The organism is Nonomuraea cavernae (assembly GCF_014646355.1).
Lineage (GTDB): Bacteria > Actinomycetota > Actinomycetes > Streptosporangiales > Streptosporangiaceae > Nonomuraea > Nonomuraea cavernae.
The window spans coordinates 30408-45983 of sequence record NZ_BMNH01000011.1 but is presented as its reverse complement, the minus strand read 5'-3'; the positions used below and the strand labels follow the sequence as shown (position 1 = coordinate 45983).

The 15576-nt window shown below is 70.1% G+C and carries 13 protein-coding genes; 7 read left to right on the top strand and 6 right to left on the bottom strand.

Features of this window, described 5'->3' with window-relative positions:
- Positions 1-329 precede the first annotated feature (329 nt).
- On the top strand, positions 330-1199 hold the full coding sequence (locus IEY82_RS19100; protein ID WP_225263339.1) for an alpha/beta hydrolase family protein: 870 nt from the start codon (positions 330-332) through the stop codon (positions 1197-1199).
- Here IEY82_RS19100 and IEY82_RS19095 read toward each other — a convergent pair.
- Positions 1178-1810, bottom strand: a complete 633-nt coding sequence (locus IEY82_RS19095) for a LuxR C-terminal-related transcriptional regulator (RefSeq protein WP_189125512.1) — start codon at positions 1808-1810, stop codon at positions 1178-1180. The genes IEY82_RS19100 and IEY82_RS19095 overlap by 22 nt on opposite strands.
- 391 nt (positions 1811-2201) lie before the next feature.
- Here IEY82_RS19095 and rox point away from each other — a divergent pair, with 391 nt between their 5' ends.
- Positions 2202-3626 (top strand): rifampin monooxygenase, encoded by a 1425-nt coding sequence (rox, locus tag IEY82_RS19090; protein ID WP_225263396.1) that lies wholly within the window; start codon positions 2202-2204, stop codon positions 3624-3626.
- A 124-nt stretch (positions 3627-3750) separates the two neighbouring features.
- On the opposite strand, the gene IEY82_RS19085 is transcribed toward rox, so the two are convergent.
- The 4 genes from IEY82_RS19085 to IEY82_RS19070 form a co-directional block, all read right to left on the bottom strand.
- Positions 3751-5400 (bottom strand): YncE family protein, encoded by a 1650-nt coding sequence (locus IEY82_RS19085; RefSeq protein WP_189125510.1) that lies wholly within the window; start codon positions 5398-5400, stop codon positions 3751-3753.
- 757 nt (positions 5401-6157) lie between these two features.
- Positions 6158-6910, bottom strand: a complete 753-nt coding sequence (locus tag IEY82_RS19080) for an ABC transporter permease (protein WP_189125509.1) — start codon at positions 6908-6910, stop codon at positions 6158-6160.
- Positions 6907-7830, bottom strand: coding sequence for an ATP-binding cassette domain-containing protein (locus IEY82_RS19075; protein WP_189125508.1), 924 nt, complete (start codon positions 7828-7830; stop codon positions 6907-6909). Before IEY82_RS19075 ends, IEY82_RS19080 begins: the two co-directional genes overlap by 4 nt.
- Entirely contained in the window at positions 7827-9293 is a 1467-nt protein-coding gene (locus IEY82_RS19070; protein WP_189125507.1) for an alpha/beta fold hydrolase, read from the bottom strand. The genes IEY82_RS19075 and IEY82_RS19070 overlap by 4 nt, the downstream gene beginning before the upstream one ends.
- Positions 9294-9459: 166 nt before the next feature.
- Here IEY82_RS19070 and IEY82_RS19065 point away from each other — a divergent pair, with 166 nt between their 5' ends.
- Entirely contained in the window at positions 9460-10581 is a 1122-nt protein-coding gene (locus IEY82_RS19065; protein WP_189125506.1) for a sensor histidine kinase, read from the top strand.
- A gap of 290 nt (positions 10582-10871) precedes the next feature.
- Positions 10872-11528, top strand: a complete 657-nt coding sequence (locus tag IEY82_RS19060) for a response regulator (RefSeq protein WP_189125505.1) — start codon at positions 10872-10874, stop codon at positions 11526-11528.
- A 636-nt stretch (positions 11529-12164) separates the two neighbouring features.
- On the opposite strand, the gene IEY82_RS19055 is transcribed toward IEY82_RS19060, so the two are convergent.
- Positions 12165-13166 (bottom strand): tyrosine-type recombinase/integrase, encoded by a 1002-nt coding sequence (locus IEY82_RS19055; RefSeq protein ID WP_189125504.1) that lies wholly within the window; start codon positions 13164-13166, stop codon positions 12165-12167.
- Positions 13167-13319: 153 nt separating this feature from the next.
- On the opposite strand from IEY82_RS19055, the gene IEY82_RS19050 reads away from it, so the two are divergent.
- The 3 genes from IEY82_RS19050 to IEY82_RS19040 all read left to right on the top strand — a co-directional run bounded on the left by IEY82_RS19050 (position 13320) and on the right by IEY82_RS19040 (position 15410).
- Positions 13320-13907: a DUF5994 family protein gene (locus tag IEY82_RS19050; RefSeq protein WP_225263337.1), complete on the top strand. Its 588-nt coding sequence runs from the start codon at positions 13320-13322 to the stop codon at positions 13905-13907.
- Between the two features lie 121 nt (positions 13908-14028).
- Positions 14029-14352: an STAS domain-containing protein gene (locus IEY82_RS19045; RefSeq protein WP_189125502.1), complete on the top strand. Its 324-nt coding sequence runs from the start codon at positions 14029-14031 to the stop codon at positions 14350-14352.
- Positions 14353-14357: 5 nt separating this feature from the next.
- The gene (locus tag IEY82_RS19040; protein ID WP_189125662.1) at positions 14358-15410 is read left to right on the top strand and encodes an acyl-CoA desaturase; all 1053 of its coding nucleotides are present in this window, start codon (positions 14358-14360) and stop codon (positions 15408-15410) included.
- Positions 15411-15576 lie beyond the last annotated feature (166 nt).

The following is a 15576-nucleotide window of genomic DNA, read 5'->3' as shown; positions in this document are numbered from 1 at the left end:
CTCATCGGTCCAGAAACGGGTGGAAGGTTGAACGACGGGAACAGGGCCGGCTCGTGGAACGCGACGATCTCGGTTATCCGGCCGTCGCGGCCCCGCGGCACGCCGATGCCGAACGGCTCGGGTGAGCCGGCCGGAGCGGGGCTCCGTCAAGCAGAGCGACGACCCGTGGGGCGTAGATAGCGCCGAGTTTTTGGCATTTGCCTAGTCCGCATCCACCAGTGTTGCCATAAGGGAATCATCGTTTCCAAAATCCGGGTAACAGTTTCCCCACGCGCGAAAGCTGGTGAAGCATCATGCGCTCCTGGCCGGTCAGGATCTGCGCGACCCTCTTGATCCCATTTCTCATCCTCACGGCCGCCCCCGCCAGGGCCTCCGCCGACCCGTCCGCACCGGGCGCGTACCCAGTCGGCTACGCCGACGTCAGCGTCTCCGCCTCCGGCCGATCGTTCGGCGCCAGGGTCTACTATCCGGCGACCTCGGCGGGGAACGGCACGGCCGTCGCCTCCGGGCAGTTCCCGGTGACGGCCTTCGGCCACGGATTCTTCCAGAGCATCAGCAAGTACGCCTCTCTGGGCAGTCACTGGGCCTCCTGGGGCACCATCACGATCATGCCGACCTCACAGGGCGGCCTGTTCCCGAGCCACAGCGCCTTCGCCGACGACCTGAACGCCGCGCTGACCTGGATGGTGTCGCAGAACTCCACCTCCGGCTCGCGGTTCAACGCCCACGTGCGCACCAACCGGCTGGGACTGTCGGGTCACTCGATGGGCGGCGGCGCCAGCGTGCTGGCCGCCGCGCGCAACTCGTCGGTGCGGACGGTGACGAACCTGGCCGCCGCCGAGACCAATCCCTCCGCCAAGGCCGCCGCGGCCACCACAGCCGTCCCCATGCAGCTGGTCGCCGGCTCCAATGACACCGTCGCGGGCCCGTCGGGCCACCAGATCCCCATCTACAACGCCAAGCTCGCCCCCAAGCAACTGCGCACGATCGTCGGCGGCTTCCACTGCGGCTTCACCGACTCCGGCGGCATCGGTTGCGACAGCGGCTCGATCAGCCGGGCCACCCAGCAGGCCATCACCCGCCGGGTGACCACCACCTGGCTGCTGCACTACCTGCACGACGACACCACCCAATACGACGCGGTCTGGGGCACCTCCGCCCGTAACGACCCGGCGGTTCAGTTCCTCGGCGTGCAGTGACCACACTCCGGCCCACCCGCCCCGGCCAGGGGCGGGTGCAGGAGCGGCGGCCACACGCCGGGCACGAACAGCCCCAGCACGAACGCCCGCCCGGGTAGCGCCGACCGGCTCTCGGCGCCGAGCTTGGCGCGCAGCCGCACCAAGTGGTAGTCCACCGCCTGGCGGGTCAGGTACAGCCGCCGGGCGATCTCCGCGTTGGACGCGCCCGCGGCGACCAGCCGCAGCACCTCGCCTTGGAGCGGGCCCAGCACGGGCGCGGCGGAGGAGATCTCGTCCAGTACGGCCACCGCCCGCCACGGCATGCCGTCCGCGCGGTGTTCGACGGAGGCGCTGACCCGGGCGCGGATCACGGCCCCGTTCCCGCGGATGAGCCGCAACCGCGTCCGGTAGACGTTCAGCCGCCCGAAGGCCAGCATCCGCCAGAAGGGCCGCTGCGCGTCGATCTCACCAGGAGCGAGCAGCTCCTCCGCCAGGAGACCGTCGAGCTCCTCGGCGGTGCGGTCCACCACGGAGCGGAAGGCAGGATTGCTCTCCCTGACCCGGCCGAGCCCGTCCACCGCGGCGATGGGGATCCGGGCACGTTCGAAGTACACCTGATACCGGCCCTTCATGACCGCACCATAGAAAATCTCGTCCAAGCGGTCCATCCCCGTTTGCAACCGCACGGGCCCGTTCGGAGCCGTGACCACCTGTCCGGAAAAGGATTGGACGGGATGATGCTCGGGCTTGTAGCTTGCAGGCGACCGTGACACCGCCCGAGGAGGTGAGACCCATGAACGCTGTATCGATGTGGGTGCTCCCCCTTCCCATCACGGCCGGGCGATTGACGTAGGTGTCGCCGGGAGCGCCTCGCCAACAAGGCACTCCCGAAAGGCAACACCTATGCACTCTCAGCAGTTCGCCGCCGAGCCGTCGTCGAACGACAGGGTCGAGCGTGACTCCACGGTGGGCGACGTCCCCGCACTCTGGCCGCCGGCCTCCGGCGCCGATCGCGCGCCCCTCATCTTCGATGTGATCATTGCCGGGTGCGGGCCGACCGGTGCGATGCTGGCCGCCGAACTGCGGCTGCACGATGTGCGGGTCCTCGTTCTGGAGAAGGAAACCGAGCCCGCGTCGTTCGTCCGCATAGTCAGTCTGCATATGCGCAGTCTCGAGCTGATGGCGATGCGCGGACTGCTGGAGCGCGTTCTCCGGCAGGGAAGACGGCGTCCGGCCGGCGGTTTCTTCGCCGCCATCCCCAAACCCGTGCCCAAGGGCCTGGATTCCGCGTACGCCTATCTGCTGGGCATCCCGCAGCCGGTCATCGAACATCTGCTCGCGGAACATGCGGCCGAACTGGGTGCGCAGGTCCGGCGCGGTTGCGCGGTGACCGGTTTCGAGCAGGACGACGAGGGGGTGACCGTCGAGCTGGCCGACGGGGGACAGCTGCGTTCGCGCTATCTGGTCGGCTGTGACGGCGGGCGCAGTACGGTGCGCAAACTGCTCGGTGTCGGCTTCCCCGGCGAGCCCTCGCGGACCGAGACGCTGATGGGCGAGATGGAAGTGGGCGTGCCGCAGGAGGAGATCGCCGCCAAGGTGACCGAGATCCGCGAGACCCATCAGCCATTCTGGCTCCGGCCCTTCGGCGAAGGGGTCTACAGCGTCGTAGTGCCCGCCGCGGGAGTCAGCGACCGCGCGGAACCGCCCACCCTCGGGGATTTCCAACAACAGTTGCGCACTATCGCCGGAACCGATTTCGGCGTGCACTCCCCGCGCTGGTTGTCCCGCTTCGGGGATGCCACCCGGCTGGCCGAACGTTATCGGGTCGGGCGGGTGCTGCTGGCCGGCGATGCGGCACACATCCATCCACCCATCGGCGGACAGGGCCTCAACCTGGGCGTTCAGGACGCAGTCAACCTCGGTTGGAAACTGGCCGCACAGATCCGCGGCTGGGCGCCGGAACCACTGCTGGACACCTACCAGGCCGAACGTCGTCCGGTCGCCGAGGACGTGCTGGACAACACCCGCGCCCAGGTGGAACTGCTGTCCGCCGAACCGGGCCCGCGGGCCGTGCGCAGGCTGCTCACCGAACTGATGGACTTCGACGAGGTGAACCGTCGTCTGATCGAGAAGATCACCGCGATCGGCATCCGCTACGACTTCGGCGCAGGCCCCGACCTGCTCGGCCGCCGCCTGCGCGACATCCACCTGAAACAGGGCCACCTCTACGGTCTGCTGCATCGCGGCCGCGGCCTGCTGCTGGACCGCACCGAACGCCTGACCGTCGGCCGTTGGTCAGACCGGGTCGACTACCTCGCGGATCCCACTGCGGAACTGGATGTTCCGGGCGTCCTGCTACGCCCGGACGGCCACGTCGCCTGGATCGGCGACGATCAACAGGACCTGGACGACCACCTCTCCCGCTGGTTCGGCAAGCCCGCCGACTGATTTCGCCTGAGCAACCGAAAAGGCCCGTCATGAGGATCGGACCTGGCGGGCTCGCTCGACTTCGGCGGTGCGATGAAGGGCTGCCGGCCGTGCCCGGCTCCGATGACCGGGCACGGCCGGCAGGTCACTCGACCATGATCTGATGAGTGGCCTTGGCCGGCCCGGCCGTGGCCTCCCCTGACCACCTCGCGAGATAGCTGTACCTGCCGGCGATGGCGGGCGTGTCGGTGAACGTGTACGTGCCGTCGGCGTTCACGTTCACCGGTGGGAGCTTGACGCTTCCATCGCTGACGTTGTCGACGTACACGCTGCGCTGCACGGTGAGCGTGGCCCCCGGCGAGGGCGGCTTGCCACCCGCCGTCAGCACGCCGGTCAGCTCCATGGCCGTGCCGACGACGCCTGACTGCGACCCGTCCATGGTGAGGGTGGAACTGTGCCTGACCGTCACGGTGACGGAGGCGCTGCTCCGGCGGTAGTGGTCGTCGCCGTCCCAGAACACCAAGTAGGTGACCTCGCCGATGTCCGGCGGCGTGTCCTCGAAAGTGAACGTGCCGTTCTTCTGCGTCGTCACGCCGGCGATCGGCTCTTTCGTCCCGTGGATCAGGCGCCGGGTCACCGCGAGCGGCTTGAGCCCGAGCGCCTTGCCGTCGGTGCGGGTGAGCCGCCCCTCGACGGTGACCGGCGAGCCGGCGTACGCGCGCGCCGGAGCCGTCACCGTCAGATTGGACGCAGGCAGCGCGACGCCCGTCACCCGCCACAGCAGCAGCCGGTCCGCGGAGCTCCGCAGCAGCACGAAGACATCCGGGCCGGAGAACGCGACGCCGTCCGGGAGCAGTTCGGCGTCCGGCTGGTCGGCCGCGAACATCGCCGCGCCGGTCGCGGCGTCGTAGAGTGTGAGGTCGGTGCTGCCCCACTGGCGTCCCGCGGCGACGTAGGCGCCGCCCGAACCGAGCGCCACCGCCGACGGATAGCCGTCCCAGCCGTCGCCGTAGGTGCCGGTCGCCGCCAAGGTCCTGGTGTCGTACCTGGTGAAGTGGCCGGGGGTGTCGGCCGCGGAGAACAGGGTGGTGCCGTCGGAGGTCAGGGCGAGGTCGCGCAGGTAGTCCATGCTCCACTCCTCGCCGTCGATCGTGCCGCGCGGCTCCGGGGCGCCGCCGCCGACGTCGTAGACCAGCAGGTCGGCGTGGTGCAGGCTGTTCCGGCCGACCACGAGCGTGTCGCCGGCGGCCACGAGCACGGGAGCGCGCGGGTGCTCGCCTCCGACCGCCACCGGTGCCGGTGTGGCCGCGCTCAGATCCAGGCCGACGACGCCGCCGGGGCCGTTGTCGCATCCGTGCCCTACCCACAGCCGCTCGCCCAGCAGTGCCAGGGTGGACGGGCACGGGTGGGCCGACAGGTCGATCCGCCGGGTGACGGCGAGGCTCGCGGTGTCGATCTCGGCCACCTCGTTCGAGTCGGTGAGCGCCGCGTACAGGCGGGTGTCGTCCGCGTTCATGGCCAGCTCGCGGACACCCGACAGGCCGGTGACCACGCCGCCGGTGAGGTGTCCGCCGGTGTCGGTCACGATGATCCGGTCGTCGGCGGCGACGAACACCCGGCCGCCGCCGACGGCCAGGTCGGCGGTGTAGGAGTCGAAGGTCACCCCGAGGTCGGTCGTGGTGTCGGCCGCCGAGGCCACGGGGGCCGCGACAGTGAGCAGGCCGGTGATCAGAGCGGTGATCAGGCCGGTGACGCCACAGTGAGCGGCTAATCGGCGAACCAGTGGCTGGCGCACAAGGACCTCCCGCACGAATGGGAACAGACGTTCTAATAACGTCCCGTGGGTGCTCCCACGTCAAGATCGGCCGGTCGTGCAACACCAAACCGTGATCAAGCACGCCCCCGCCCGGTGTACCGCGGCGGCAAGGGTGACCGCCCGCTCCGGCCGTCCCTTCCTGACCGCGAACTGGCAGATCGTGCCCAACGACGCCGGCTCGCTGTCCGACCACGACAGTGCCGCGCCCGGCGAGAGGGTGACGCCGCTGGGATCGAGGGCGAGCCCGGCGTGCCGTCAGCGGCTCAGCAACCGATACAGGCGCTGCGCCTCGGCGTCGAGCAGCCGGAACGAGCATCGGGTTCGAGCAGGCGGTTCGAGCAGCCGAAGACGGGCCTGCGTTCCGCCCCGCCGCCCGGGTCGAGCAGATCCAGCGGGTCCGGCCCGGCGCAGCGGCCGAGGCCGTGTTGTCAAGCAGCACAGGCGACCTGCGGCCGTCGTCTCGGTGCGCCGGCGCGCGGCCCGTGACCGGGTGTCGGCCGGAATGTCCTGATCGAACACGCGCGACGGCGGCCAGCAGGCGGCCCAGCGCCTCGTGCGGGGGCAGCGCGTGTTCGGCGTCGTCGCCGCGCAGGTCGAGGTGGATGCGCCCGTCGGGAACAGTTCGCGGTCGTGGTGACCCCGGTGGATGGCGAGCCCCAACCCGTAGCGAAGCGGCGAGCGGCCAGGTACGTGATAGAGGCCCCTTCCACGTACATGGCCGACCGTAGGGGTCCGGTCAGGCGTCGCGGTGGTTGATCGCCACGGTTGTCAGCAGGAGGGACACCACGACGTAACCCATCAGGATGACGGTGGCCGTTGAGGGACCGAAGGCTCCGGCGTCGGGTACGGCGGCCAGTTGCCTGGCCAGCGACGGAATTGTCAGGGAGCTGATCCAGTCGTTCCACGGGGCCGGGAGGAAGCGCTCGACCACGGTCGGAACCAGCAGGAGGACGACCAGCGCGATGAGCGCTCCCGGTGTCGAACGCAGCACCGTGGCCAGGCCCAGTCCCACCACCGCGGCGACGGCGGAGCCGGCGCCGGTGGTCAGCACCTCGGTCAGGGCCGCATGTTCGGCGAACGAGGCGCCGATGGGACGCCCGGCCACTACGGCCTGTGCGGTGACGTAGGTGGCGAACGCCAGCGCCTGGCCCGCGACAGCGGCCACGGCGGCCACCACGGCGGCCTTGGCCAGAAGGAGCGTCCACCGGCTCCGGATCGTGGTCAGCGTGAGTCTGATCATGCCGGTGGTGTACTCGCCGGAGATGGCGAACACGCCCAGCATGCCGAACAGCACGGGCGGAATGTCGGCGCTGAGGCTGAGACCCGTGCCGACGGCTTCGCCGCCGGGGCCGTTGGTGTCGAAGTAGTGCGAGATCGAGTAGGCGGCGAAGCCGGTGAGCGCAAGGGCCGAGAGAGTGGAGGCCAGGACGTAGTAGGTGGCTCGGAGCGAGCGTAGCTTGAGCCATTCCGATGCGACGAGGTTGATCATTGGGTGATCTCCATGAAGGCTTCCTCCAGTGATGTCCGGCGCGATACCAGCTCGTGAACGGCGCAGCCGTTCGCCAGGGCGATGTCGCCGATGGCGGCTCTGGTCAGGCCGGTCACCAGCAATTCCTCTCCAGCGCCTGCGGGCCGGCCGGACGTCGGCTCCTCACCGGCGCTGGTGCCCTGAGCGGGGCATACGGTTGCTCCGGCCGCTCGGAGTGCCTTGGACAGGTAGGCCGCATGGGGCGATCGGACTTGTACGCCGCTCTGAAAACGGGCCAGCAGGTCGGCCGTCGAGGCGTCCTCGATCAGCCGGCCCTGGCCGATGATGATGAGCCGGTCGGCGGTGAGGGACATCTCGGTCATCAGGTGGCTCGACAGCAGGACGGTGCGCCCCTCGGCCGCCAGGGATCTGAGCAGTGTCCTGAGCCAGCGGATCCCGTCGGGGTCGAGGCCGTTGGCCGGCTCGTCGAGGATGAGCACGCCCGGGTCGCCGAGCAGTGCCGCCGCGATGCCAAGGCGCTGGCGCATCCCGTGAGAGAATCCGGCGATCCGCTTGCGTGCCGCCCCGGCCAGGCCGACCTCCTCCAGCACCTCCACGACCCTGCGGCGCCCTATCCCGCCCGCGTACGCCAGCGCCTCGAGGTGAGCGAACGCGCTGCGCCCGCCCTGCACCTCGGCCGCGTCGAGCATGGCACCGACCTCGCGCATGGGGTCGCGCAGGTCGTGTTTGCGGACGCCGTTGATCAACGCCTGGCCCGACGTGGGCGCGTGGAGACCGAGGATCACGCGCATGGTGGTGGACTTGCCGGCGCCATTGTGCCCGAGGAAACCGGTGACCTGCCCGGGTTTGACGTCGAACGTGAGACCGGACACCGCGCGGGTGGAGCCGTACATCTTCGTCAGCTCTCTGACCTCGATCATTTCCCCACCTTCTGGATGATCTCGGCCGGGCAGCGCGTGCCCGGCGCGGGCAATTCCCCCGTGGTCAGGTAGGCACTGACGTGCCGCCGCAGGCAGATGTTTCGCGCCCACGACGCGTGGCCGTCGCCGTGCCACAGGACGCGCGCGGACGGGATCTGCTCGGCCACGTGCGCCTGCCCGAGATAGTTGGTGTTGTTGTCGAGCTCCCCGATCGCGAAGAGGATCGGCGGGGCGTCCTTCACGCGCAGTGGATGCGGCGCCCAGGACGCGCCCCCGCTGCGTCCCCAACAGCGACCGAGCTCTAAACGTCCCTCGAGCCAACCGAACCTCGGCGCGATCTCACGGAGTCTGGCCTCGATGCCCTGAAACTCCTCATACGTCGGCAGCGTCGGCATGAAGTCGTTGCACAAGGAGTCTTGGCTCACCGACGCGCCGCCCTGCTCCGGGAGCAATTCCTCCAGAAAGTCGCCGGCGTCGCCGTCGAGAGCCTTGCGGATGGCGGTGGCGAGCTGGGGCCAAAATGCCGGATTCATGCCTTTGGTCGCGCCGGCGTACAGCTGCCCCTCATGCACCGTCCGCCCGGCCGAGGCCGGCAGTGGCGCGCGGCGCACCCTGGCGACGAGCTCGTCCCACGCCTTGCCGGCGTCCGTGCCACGCAGGGCGCAGTCGGTGCGGCGGGCGCACCAGTCGCGGAAGCGGGTGAGATGGCGCTCCTGCGTGAGCGCGTAGTTGCGTATCCAGGGCTCGAACTCCCGCTGGGTGTGATCGGCGGTGCCGTCGAAGTACATGCGGCCGACCCGCTGCGGAAACAGCTCCAGGTATGCCTGGGCGTAGACGGTGCCGTAGGAGTTGCCCGCGTAGATGATCTTGTCCTGGCCGAGTGCGGCGCGCAGGGCGTCGATGTCGTGCGCCACGTTCCACGCTGTCATCCCGCGCCAGGCCGATCTGGCCGCTGTGCGGCAGCTCGCCTGATGGGCCGCGTTCTCGGCGGCGTGGGCGTCCCACTCCTGCTTCGTCCTGGCCAGGAGCAGTCCGTAGACGGAGGGCTCGGGTTTCGCGCAGCTCACCCTTTTGCCGCTCGCGGGCTCCGACAGGCCGCGCGGATCGATGGCGATGACGTCGAAGCTCCTCTGCAACTCGTCGAGCAGGTTCGGCAACTCCGCCTGAGCGTCGGGCTGACTTTTCCGCCTGAACATCGAGGTGCTGGTGCCGGGCCCTCCGAAGTTGACGATCAGCAGGCCGATGCTCTTGCCCGTCGCGGGCAGTTTGGCCACGTGCACCGAGGTTCTGGGCCCGCCGGGATCGGCCCAGTCCACGGGAACGATCAGCTCGGCGCATCGCAGCCCGTCACCGCAGTCCGTCCACACCAGGCCGTGGGCCTGCGCCGAGGCCAGCGCGATGCCGCCGAGCGGCACGGCGAGACAGGCCGCCAGGCACACGGCGATGAGTCTGCGTCGGTTCATGGCGGCAACGATGCTGTGCGGCAGCGGGCCCGCACATCGGAGCCAGATCCGATCTTTGGGATCGGACCAGGGTCGTACGGTACGGGCGTACGTGGGCGGAGTACGACCCTGGTCCGACGGCCCGTGCTCCGATTCGCCCCCGGCCGTTCCTCGATAACGTCGGCATGTGAACCTGCTCGCCCGGCGGCCTCCACCCTGGATGCTCATCCTGGCCGACACCGTGGTCGCGGTGCTGCTGGCGCTGGCGTCCACGGCGAGTCCGCCGGAGCTGACCACGAACTTTGTGACCATGGCGCTTTGCTGGCTGCTCGCGGTGCCCGTGGCGGTGCGGCGGGTATGGCCGGAGCCCGCCTACTACGGTGCGCTCCTGATCGGCCTTGCCGTGCTCGCCGCGCTGCAGACCAACCGGCTGATGCCGACGGCCGTGGCGGCCCTGGCCATCTACCCGGTGGCGACCGGTCGGCCGGTGTGGCGATCGGCGATCGCCCTGGTGTCGGGCCTGCTGGTCAACGGAGGCTCGCTGCTCCTCTCGTTGCCGGGCCCACCACGATATTCGGACGGGTGGCCCGACCCCGTCTTCATCATCGGTACGGCCTGGCTGGTCCTCGCGGCGAGTTGGAGTCTCGGCACGGCGGCGCGCACCCGCCGCGAGTTCGCCGCCCGCGAGGCCAGGAGGCAGGCCGAGCAGGCGGCGGCCGACGAACGCCTGCGGATCGCGCGCGAACTACACGACGTCGTCGCCCATTCGATGAGCCTGATCACCGTCAAGGCAGGGGTGGCGGCCAAAGTCCTGGACAAGCATCCGGAGGAAGGGCGCAAGGCGTTGCGGGCCATCGAGGAGATCGGGCGCGGCTCGCTCGCGGAGATGCGCCATGTTCTCGGCGCGCTGCGCGCATCCGGCGGCGCACCCGGCAGGACGCCGCTGCCTCGGCTCGCCGACCTGCCGTCCCTGGCGCACGGGGCGGCGGAGGCCGGCGTGCAGGTCGATCTGTCGGTGAACGGAACCGTGCCCGACAGCATGGCGCCGGCCGTTTACCGCATCGTCCAGGAGGCGATCACCAACGTCGTCAAGCACGCCGCTCCCGCCCACTGCCAGGCCGACGTGTCGGTCGCCGATGGGAGGGTGCGGATCTCCGTGGTCGACGACGGGCCTGGGCAGCGGGTGCTGCCGGGTGGGCACGGGCTGGCGGGAATGCGCGAACGGGCGCTGCTGTACGGCGGCACCTTCGAGGCCGGCCCGCTTCCGGGAAGGGGGTTCGGTGTGCACGCGTCATGGGAGATTCCTTGACCGCCTGGGAGTTCGCGGGGGAGCGGGCGCAGCGCCGGGCGTTCCGGTGAGGCGCGGGCGTGCTCGAACGACGAGCCCATTCGCCAGAGCGCCGCAGTGGCGCACGGAGATACGTACGGCAGGCGTTCCAAGCGTCGACGTGGTGCGAATGGTAGGCGCGGATCGGTCATGATGGACGCGATGACGAGGAGCACGAGCATGAGCCGGAGGAAGCGGAGTCGGCGGGTCCGGCCAGGGCGTCCGCGGACCGGGCCGGGCCCGGCAGGGATGGGGGCGGCAGGGAGAGGCTCGTGATTCGGGTACTCATCGCCGACGATCAGGCGCTCCTGCGCGGCAGTTTCCGCCTGCTGATCGAGTCGGAGGACGATCTCACCGTGGTGGGGGAGGCGGGCGACGGGCAGGAGGCGGTGGCGCTCGCGCGTACGGAGTCACCCGACGTGGTGCTCATGGACGTCAGAATGCCCGAGATGGACGGCATCACCGCGACCGGGCAGATCGCCGGGGACACGCGGGTGCTCATCCTGACCACGTTCGACCTCGATGAGTACGTCTATGCGGCGCTGCGCGCGGGTGCCAGCGGGTTCCTGCTCAAGGACGCGCCTCCGGACGACCTGTTGAAGGGCATCCGCGTGGTGGCGTCGGGTGAGACGCTGCTCGCGCCGATCGTCACCACCCGGCTGATCGCGGAGTTCGTACAGCGGCCGCTCCAGCAGACCTTTCGCGGGCTCGACACGTTGACGGAGCGGGAGCGCGAGGTGCTCACCCTCGTCGCCCACGGACTGTCCAACGCCGAGCTCAGTGTGCGGCTCCAGGTGAGTCCCGGGACCGTGAAAACGCATATCGGCCGTCTGCTGGCCAAGCTCAACGCCCGCGACCGCGCCCAGCTCGTCATCGCCGCCTACGAGGCCGGCCTGGTCACGCCACGTTCAGCCGACCGCGCGCCGTGACCGCAGGCCGCGTCGGTGCTCCAAGTTTTTTGTAGAGCGGCCGATCTTGAGGGCGCGAGCGGCTTCGGTGACCGAGACGCCGTCGCCGACCTGGTCGGCCCGACCGAGAAGGTCGGCGTGCTCGACGCCTGGTCCGACGGCTGGCGTTGGACCACGACGCAGGCGGCAAGCTGGCTTGGTTGTACGGCGACGATGCGGCGGAGGCGTGCCAAGTGGTGCACGAGGTGATCGCATGCTGACAGCAGCGCGAGCAAGTGCAGTTGTAAGCAGGCATGATGGCGACCGTGCGGATCTGATGGTCGAGCGGGGCTTCAATGGTCGCGACGCGGTAGCGCAGCTCAGCGGCTCACGCTGCGGTTACTCCTCCCACTCCTTGACCTGCACCTCGTGGTCGGCCTTGGCGGATGTGTAGTCGGCGTTGCCCGCCCACTGGACCGTGTACGTGTAGGGGGTCGCAGAGATTTGGAACGGAATCCGGCGTTAGCGAGGTTCCAACTGGTCAGGGAGCTCTCTGCCCCACCTCTGCCCGTACGCGGCTCGCGCCGGATTTCGTTCTGGTTCACAGCGCGACAGTGATCTACCTACTGCCACATTAGGTAGTCGGAGCGCTACCGTCGACGTTACCGGCAGGCCGGTCTAGTGGTCGGTGATGAGGGCGTCCAGGGCGGCTTGCTTGTCGGCTTCGGTGGGCAGGGCGTAGCGGCGGGTGGTGTCCAGCGAGCCGTGGCCGAGGAGTTCGGCGACCAGGATCGGGTCTTTGCCGTCGCGGATGAGCTGGGTGGCGAAGGTGTGGCGCAGGACGTGCGGCCCGAAGGGCTCGGTGGGGTCGTCGTTGATGCCGCAGGCCTCGCCGAGGCCGGTGATGATGTCGCGGGCGGCGCGGTCGCTGAGGCGGCCGCCGCGCTGGTTGAGGAACACCGCGGTGCTGTCGGCGCCGTTCCACCCGGCGCGGGCCTGGAGCCAGTCGGTCAGGGCTTGGCGCAGGTCGGGGTGGATGGGCAGGTGGCGGATCTTGCCGCCGTCGCGGCCCTTGCCGCGGATGCGCAGTTCGCCCTTGCGGGCTGACAGGCGTACGTCGGTCAGGTCGAGTCCGACGACTTCGGCGATGCGCAAGCCCGCGAAGTAGGGCAGCAGGGCCAGGGCTTTGTCGCGCGGGCCGGCGGTGAGCTGGACGTGGCGGACGTAGCGGCGGGCCCGGCGGGAGTCCAGGGCGCGGGGCGCGGTGCGGCGGGCGTCGCGTTCGCGCCGGGCCTGCGGCTTGCCGAGACCGCGGCGGGTGTAGAAGTCGTCGATGGCCGACAGGTAAGTGTCGATGGTGTTGGGGGCGCGGCGGCCGTTCTTGAGGTGCCGGCGGAAGTCGCGCACCGCGCCGGTGGCGGCGATGGGGTCGGTGAGCGGGTCGCCGTCCAGCGCGCCGGCGTCGGCCTGGTCGGCGAGCCAGGCCAGGTAGCCGCGCAGCCGGGAGACGTACTTGGTCTTGCTGGAGTCGGCCAGCGGGGAGCGCTGCAGCGCGGTGCCGTACGCGGCGAGGATCGCCGCGTACGGGCCGGGCAGCGCGACCGCGCGCGACCGGCTGGTGTTTCCGGAAGCTGTTCCGGAGGGCTGGGAGATCTCTACGGGCGTGTTTCCGGAAGTCACTCCCGGAGTCTACTTCCGGAAACACGCAATTCCGGAAGTCATGACGTACATTGAAGGTACCGAGGTTTTTCGAGCGTTGGCATTCAGGTCTGCGTCGCCCCCGGCGAACCACCACCGGCCCTCTTCTCAGGGCCCGGACAGGTCAGGCAGATCATGACGCCGACGCTTCTTTCCTACTCCGCGCCTCTCAGCGCCGCCTCCTCCGCAGTCCCTCAGGTCGATTCCGCGCTACGCCTCAGTCTCCGGCCGGTGCCGAATCAGCGGGCGGTGGTGGACGGGGCCTGGTGGCCCTCCTCCCGTGACGCGGCCGCCGAACTGCCTGGCCTCATCGCCGCCGTCGACCGGCTGCTGGATCGCATCACGCTCCGCATCGGCGTCCATGGCGATGCATGGCAGAACATCCCGCGCCGCATCCCGGCGCGCGGGCGTCAGGTCCGCATCGGCTGGTTCCGCCACACCGACCCGCGCGTGATCACGCTCAGCTTCGCCGCCGGCGAGCCGGTCGTCCTGCTGATCATCCCTGCGGGCACCGTCGCCGGCGCCGCCGAGGCCACGCTCAAGCTCACCGCCCAGGATATCGCCGGCTTGAGCATCGACGCCATCCTCACCCTCGCGCATCTGCCCGCCAGCCCCGCTCCGCGGGCCTCGGCCGACGGCTCGGCCCGCTGGGAGGACGAGGGCGGGTCGGTCATCGGGCAGCCGGCGCAGTCCTTCACAGGACGGCCGACAACGTCGCAGTGACCCCGTGTGCCGCCTGCCGGCCGGATCGAGCGGTCCTGGCACCGCCCCTACTGGCGGCGGGCCGATCTCCGGCCGGCAGGCATCTCATCACCTTTCAGCTTCTCCCGTGAGGAGACATTCCATGACCGTCATCGACACCGCCCCGCTCGCCGGGGCCAGCGCCTCGGCGCCGACCCTCGTGCATCTGTCGGGGGACATCGACATCTTCACCACAGCCCGGCTGCGCAAGCGGCTGATCACCGCCCTCGACCACAGCACCGACCTGCTCGTCCTGGATCTGTCCCAGGTCACCTTCTTCGGGGCCGGCGGGCTGGGCGTGCTGGTCGGCGTGCAAGGCCGTGCCCGGACACGAGGCATCACGCTGTCCCTGACCGGCGTTCCCCCGCGCGTGGCCCGGCTGCTGCGCATCACCGGGCTGGACCGCCGCTTCCCGGTCACGGCGTGACCGGCATGCCGACCGCCACCCGCACCGCCGCCGAGGCGGGCTATGACGGTCATGCGCCGTTCCCCCGCCCCGCCGCGCTCGCGCGGGCCGGCATCGTCCCGGTGACGCTGACCGCGGCGATCGTCATCGCGCCGTTCCTCGCGCTGGGCGCCGGCATCTGGCTGGCGTGGGGAAGCGGGATCACTCTCACCGACCTGCTGCTGGCCGCCGTCTTCTACGTGGTGACCGGGCTGGGCGTGACGGTCGGCTTCCACCGGCTGCTGACCCACCGCTCCTTCACCGCCCGCCCGTGGCTGCGCGTCGTCCTGGCCGTGGCCGGGTCGATGAGCTTTCAGGGCAACCTCATCGACTGGGTGGCCGTCCACCGCCGCCACCACGCCTTCACCGACCGGCCCGGCGACCCGCACTCCCCCTACCGCTACGGCACCGGTCTCGGTGGGCAACTGCGCGGCCTGGCCCACGCCCACCTAGGCTGGCTGTTCTCCAGCGAGCCCACCTCGGCCGCACGGTATGCCCGCGACCTGTTGCGCAACGATCCGGCCATGCTGCGCATCTCCCGCGCCTTTCCCGCCTTGTGCGCCGCCTCCCTGCTTCTGCCGTTCGCGGCGGGCTGGGCGATCAGCGGTAGCCTGTACGGCGCTCTGACCGCGTTCATCTGGGCCGGACCGGTCCGCATCGCCCTGCTGCAGCACGTCACCTGGAGCGTCAACTCCTTGTGCCACATGATCGGTGAGCGGCCGCACAAGACCCGCTGCCACGACCGGTCCACCGACTTGTGGCCGCTGGCACTGCTGTCCTTCGGGGAAAGCTGGCACAACGGCCACCACAGCCAGCCCGGCTGCGCCCGGCACGGCCGCGGCCCCCGCCAGATCGACCCCTCCGCCGCGCTCATCCGCCTGTTCGAACGCCTGCACTGGGCCACCAACGTGCACTGGCAGCCGCCTGACGTCCTCGGCCACCATCGCACGGTGGCCGGCAAACACACGCTGCAGGGCCTGCCGGGCTCCCGCCCGGCAGAGGGCCCGGGCGCCGCAACCCGGCGCAGGTATTCCCGATAATGGCCGTCATCTCGCCAGCGACCAGGGCCGTCCGCCTCCTGCCGGCCGTCAGTCCTCATCGTCGACGTCGTCGGCATCAGGCTCACGCAGCGCCCGCCGCCCAACTGCGGCCGCTGGAAGGAATACCGGCCGTGCACATCAACGTGTCTCCTGATGAACGGGCTGA

Coding starts and splice junctions, on each gene's coding strand:
- IEY82_RS19050 (WP_225263337.1), top strand. CDS start 13,320: ATGACGCCGACGCTTCTTTCCTACTCCGCGCCTCTCAGCGCCGCCTCC.
- IEY82_RS19070 (WP_189125507.1), bottom strand. CDS start 9,293: ATGAACCGACGCAGACTCATCGCCGTGTGCCTGGCGGCCTGTCTCGCC.
- IEY82_RS19040 (WP_189125662.1), top strand. CDS start 14,358: ATGCCGACCGCCACCCGCACCGCCGCCGAGGCGGGCTATGACGGTCAT.
- IEY82_RS19075 (WP_189125508.1), bottom strand. CDS start 7,830: ATGATCGAGGTCAGAGAGCTGACGAAGATGTACGGCTCCACCCGCGCG.
- IEY82_RS19080 (WP_189125509.1), bottom strand. CDS start 6,910: ATGATCAACCTCGTCGCATCGGAATGGCTCAAGCTACGCTCGCTCCGA.
- IEY82_RS19045 (WP_189125502.1), top strand. CDS start 14,029: ATGACCGTCATCGACACCGCCCCGCTCGCCGGGGCCAGCGCCTCGGCG.
- IEY82_RS19095 (WP_189125512.1), bottom strand. CDS start 1,810: ATGAAGGGCCGGTATCAGGTGTACTTCGAACGTGCCCGGATCCCCATC.